This is a genomic window from Anaerostipes sp. (assembly GCF_018381315.1).
GTDB lineage: Bacteria > Bacillota > Clostridia > Lachnospirales > Lachnospiraceae > Anaerostipes.
Genome location: NZ_JAGZSD010000039.1, coordinates 1 through 3291, shown reverse-complemented (window position 1 = coordinate 3291; position 3291 = coordinate 1). Strand labels below are relative to the sequence as shown.

2 protein-coding genes and 1 pseudogene are annotated in these 3291 nt (G+C 43.8%); all 3 read right to left on the bottom strand.

Annotated elements, in window-relative coordinates:
• Window positions 1-279: pseudogene (locus KH180_RS16465) on the bottom strand (carbohydrate ABC transporter permease); the annotation flags it as partial.
• A 29-nt stretch (window positions 280-308) separates the two neighbouring features.
• A complete protein-coding gene (locus tag KH180_RS16460) occupies window positions 309-1670 on the bottom strand; it encodes an ABC transporter substrate-binding protein (RefSeq protein ID WP_290762410.1) in 1362 nt (453 codons plus the stop codon).
• Window positions 1667-2728 carry a LacI family DNA-binding transcriptional regulator gene (locus KH180_RS16455; RefSeq protein WP_021895182.1) on the bottom strand — a complete coding sequence of 354 codons (1062 nt, stop codon included), beginning with the start codon at window positions 2726-2728 and terminating at the stop codon, window positions 1667-1669. Before KH180_RS16455 ends, KH180_RS16460 begins: the two co-directional genes overlap by 4 nt.
• Window positions 2729-3291 lie beyond the last annotated feature (563 nt).

Here is a 3291-nt window from a genome sequence, read left to right as displayed (position 1 = left end):
CGCCGTGATACATCCCACTGTATAGATAATCGTATTGTACAGGGACTTCCAGTAAATCTTATCCCCAAATAGAGCCAGATAGTTGTCAAACCCAATAAACTGTTCCGGTACCCCTACCACTTTGTTCGTAAAGCTTAAGTACAATGCCCTTATAAACGGGATTCCGGTAATACCAAATATCACGGCAGCAATTGGCACCATCAACAGAAGCCCGAGACGCTTATCTAACAGCTGCTGGGAATGCGAATACTTCCTTTTCTCTGATTTTTTTCCTGCCATCTTATCCCCCTGTCATGCCAATTCCATTGTTAGTTATAAATCTTATTGAATTCTGCCTCCAAGTGGTCCAGGGCTTCCTGCGGATCAGCCTTGTTAACAACTATTTCCTGTACGGCCTTAACGCAAAGCTGGTTTGTAAAGGATACCGTAGCCCTTTCATCTGACGGCGCCGGATAATAGGTCTTATATGTATTCTTAGAGTTGGCAAGCCATCCTGCATTGACCGGGTCCTTCCAGAAATCCGTGTCATCCACTCCGTTCACCACCGGCTGCCACATGGCACCCATGGCTTCGATCATGGCGTTATAATTATCCAGGTCCTCAAAATAGTATTTAACAAACTCTTTTGCGGTCTCTGTATTTTTACCTGTCTCAAATATTCCGAATACATTAGCGCCGCCCAGGGTGAACGCCTCTCCGGTTGGCCCTGCGGGATATGCGATGATCTGTGTGTTCGCAAGAAGATCCGGTTTTTCCTCTTTCATGCTGGATACCACGGAACCTGAATTCGTGATGACGCCCACAGTACCGGCCAGGTAAGCGTTGTTATTCCAGCTGTCGTCTCCGGTAATCGCATCAGGCGGAATCAATCCCTCTTCATATAAGCTTGCAATAAATTTAAGTGCTTCCAGTGTTTCAGGAGAATTGACCGTGACCTTTCCGTTCTCGTCTGCCGGGATTCCTCCCCAGTCCAGTATAATGGTTCTGCAAAATCCCTCGGCATCTCCTCCGCCGGATGCGCCCATGGCAAATCCAAGGCCGTAAAAGCCGTTAGCCGGGTCATTCATCAGCTTGGCGCCTTCCTTCAGTTCTTCCCAGGTTGTGGGAATATCCATTCCGGTTTTCTCCCACTGATCCGTCCTTAAGTACATGCCGGGCGCCGTAAATGCCAGAGGCACAAGATAGGGCTTGCCGTTGAAGGTTCCCAGTATTTTTGAGTTCTCCGTAAAATCCACGGCCTCAAATATATCTGAGCACTCTGCTATCTGCTGCATGGAAACAAACTGCCCCACCAGCGTATCATCACCCACAATCAGGTCAGGGGCATTGCCTGCCTCAATGGCAGCCATCAGCTTCTGCTTCATATCAGCAGCAGGTATGACCACATAATCCACATCCACATGATTCTCGCTGGCAAATTCATCTACCTTTGCCTTCATCATAGTGTTATAGCCCTCAACATACTCTGACTTATCCCAGAATACCATCTTCTTCTGTTCCGCGGCGCTTCCTCCTGATTCCGCTGATGCTGTTGTCTCAGCCTTGGCGGCGGTGGGAGCTGCTGTTGTAACCACGTTTTCCGATGATTTCACAGAACATCCCGCAACCATGGACGCTGCTAATCCTAATCCAAGTACAAGTGATACTATTTTTGTATATCTTTTCTTCATAACTTCCTGCCTCCTTGTTTTTTAGGCTTTGAAGTTGAGTTTTTTACACACACCTTCAAACCAACCAGTTCCGACTCAAAAGGCTTTCCGCTGTCAATCAGCTTTACAAGCTTTCTCATGGCAATTCTCGTCACCTTCTCAGCCTTGGATTCCACACAGGTAAAATCCTGATACTCCTCATCTACATTGGAATTCTTATAATACTCAAGAATCATCACAGACAGGTCTTCCGGTATCCTGATTCCATATCCCTTTACCACATCCATGAATTGGTTCATAAAGCAGCTGATAATACCAACTGCCGTTGGACGGTTTGCAGGATTAAGCAGTTCATTGAACAGCAGCTTGATATCGGATGATGATTCATTCTGATTGATTCTGATATAAGAATAGTCCAATTTCTCTTCTTTCCTTTCAGACATAAACTCATTAAAAGCCGTACTTCTCACAGTCTGAACCACGCTGTTGGACTTTCCCTCCGTGACAATGGCCACTTTTTTGTGCTCCAGGTTATAAAAATACTCCAGTACATCCTTCATCGCTTTGCCGTGGTCAGACGCCACATAATTATAATTCTCCAGGCTGAGTATCTTACCCACGCACACATAAGGGATTCCTGCCCTCTCAAACTCCCTGAAGGCCAGACTGTCTTCTTCCAGGTCATACAATAGGATGCCGTCTACCAGAGACGACGACAGGCTCTTTAAATACTCTGTGTCTTTATTGATATCATCTGAATCCATGGAATAAATCAGAGTATTATAATCAAATTTCTTTGCTTCCTCGCCAAGAGCCGAGAATATGACCGGGTAATACATGGTATCGTTTAAATGTGAAATGTTTCTGGGAATGGCTAAACAAACTGTCTTGCTGTGATTTTTAGACGACAGCCTGCGGGCGCTCAAACTTGGTGTATACCCCAATTCATCAATTGCATTTTTTATCTTCTTTTTCGTCTCGTCAGACATTCTCTCGAAATTTCCATTCAAATAATTTGATACAGTGGACTTGGAAACCCCTGAAAGCTTTGCTACATCAGATATTGTCGCGTTCTTCATACTCTCACCTCATGAATTATGATAATAAACCAATATTACCACACTTCCTGCTCAAAAAACATGGTCTTTTCGCAAATTACGTGTAGGTGGAGCGGTTTAGTAGAACGGTTTATCAAATGTCTAAAAAAAATAAAAACTGCTTTGGTGGAGCGGTTTATCTCTTCCCTTATTTAATAATATAGCATTGAACATAATGCTTGTCAATGCGTAATTTATTTTTATTTTTTTATGCATATTTTATATTCTTTCACACGAAACCATTTTATCCCGTCAATATATGCATGGTTTTTTTGTTTGTTTGATTATTTTTTTGTATTTATTGACAGCTTCAACCTGTTTTTAATGTAGCACATATTAAATTACAATTCTTTTTTCTGACAGTTCCTTATACATGGCACGGACCCGCGACGCTGCATTTAAAAGCCTATATGGCCGTTATGGAGGCTTCCGGTAAGTCATCATCCTGAGATGGCAACAGTCTGTACGTCCTGCTCCACAGACTGTAAAAAAACACCAGCCGGCCGGATCTGCTTCCGGCCTGGCTGGCTATCTTCTTCTATCTT

Bases quoted from the DNA above. Each gene is read 5' to 3' on its own strand.
- KH180_RS16460 (WP_290762410.1), bottom strand. From the start codon at position 1,670: ATGAAGAAAAGATATACAAAAATAGTATCACTTGTACTTGGATTAGGA.
- KH180_RS16455 (WP_021895182.1), bottom strand. From the start codon at position 2,728: ATGAAGAACGCGACAATATCTGATGTAGCAAAGCTTTCAGGGGTTTCC.